Source organism: Kitasatospora sp. NPDC093558, from assembly GCF_040683475.1.
Lineage (GTDB): Bacteria > Actinomycetota > Actinomycetes > Streptomycetales > Streptomycetaceae > Kitasatospora.
Map to the genome: position 1 here is coordinate 1 of NZ_JBFBDY010001402.1, position 1,043 is coordinate 1,043.

1 protein-coding gene is annotated in these 1,043 nt (G+C 72.3%); it reads right to left on the reverse strand.

The window, feature by feature from the left end; genetic code table 11:
* The coding region (locus tag AB0O00_RS41345) for an oxygenase MpaB family protein (RefSeq protein WP_363659803.1) at window positions 1-680 on the reverse strand (680 nt) is incomplete at its 3' end.
* Window positions 681-1,043: the final 363 nt, after the last annotated feature.

A 1,043-nucleotide genomic window follows, 5' to 3' on the forward strand; every position in this document is an offset into this window, starting at 1 on the left:
GTCAGCGCCCGGACGGCAAGGCGCTCGCGGCGGCTGCGGCCGAATCCGCGCAGCAGTCGCAGCACGTCCAGGGCGGGCGGCGTGGCCCGCAGCTCGGGCCGGATCCGGGCCAGGTAGGCCGCCACCTCGGCGCGCGACCCGGGTATCGAGGTGGCGCCCAGCCGTTCGGCGACGCGCGCGGCCTCGGTGTAGTAGCGGTCGCACTCGTCGGCGGTCAGCGGGGTGGCGGCGAAGATCTGGTAGCCGGTCAGGAAGCAGTGCACCTCGGCGGTGTGCACCCAGGTGAGCAGCTCCGGATCGTCGGCGCGGTAGGGGCGGCCGTCCGGCGCGGTCCCGCGGATCCGCGGGTGGATCCTCCGCACGCCCGCTATGGCCTCCTCGGCCGCCGCCGTCGAGCCGAGCGTGGTCGTGGTGACGAAGCGGGCGGTCCGGTTGAGCCGGCCGGTCGGATCGACCCGGAAGTCGGAGTGCGCGTCGACGGCGGCCATCGCCACCGGGTGGAGGGACTGCAGCAGCAGGGCCGCGAAGCCACCCGCCAGCATCCCGGCCGGGTGCCCGTGCACCCGCCACACCACACTCTCCGGACCGTACAGCCCGGGGTCCCCCGCCGGGCGGTCGTAGCGCTCCAGGTGCAGGTCGTTCCCGTGCACGGTGGCATTGATCTCGGCCAGCAGACGCATCCGCACCGCACCGAGCGGCGCACGCCATCCACGTCCAGCGGTCCCCGACCCCATCACGCCCACCCCTCCCCCGCTCCCGGCCACCACACTACCGACCGGATCCCCGGGGCCCCTCGCGGGACGTTCCACTGAGGGACCGTTGAACGGGTAAACGCACAGGGTTCTCCACAACCCGACAGAACCGAACGATCGTCAGCACGTCGGAATATGGCGCTTCGCCCCGTTTCCCCGCCACGGCCCCGGGTGGAGATCCCGACGCGGTCGTCCAATTGTGTTCGCAATTGTTGACTCTCGGTCAACCGGCCTTCATATTGGCCGTGTTCACGCAAGGTTCCCCACCCTCACCCCGGTCGGCGGACGGCC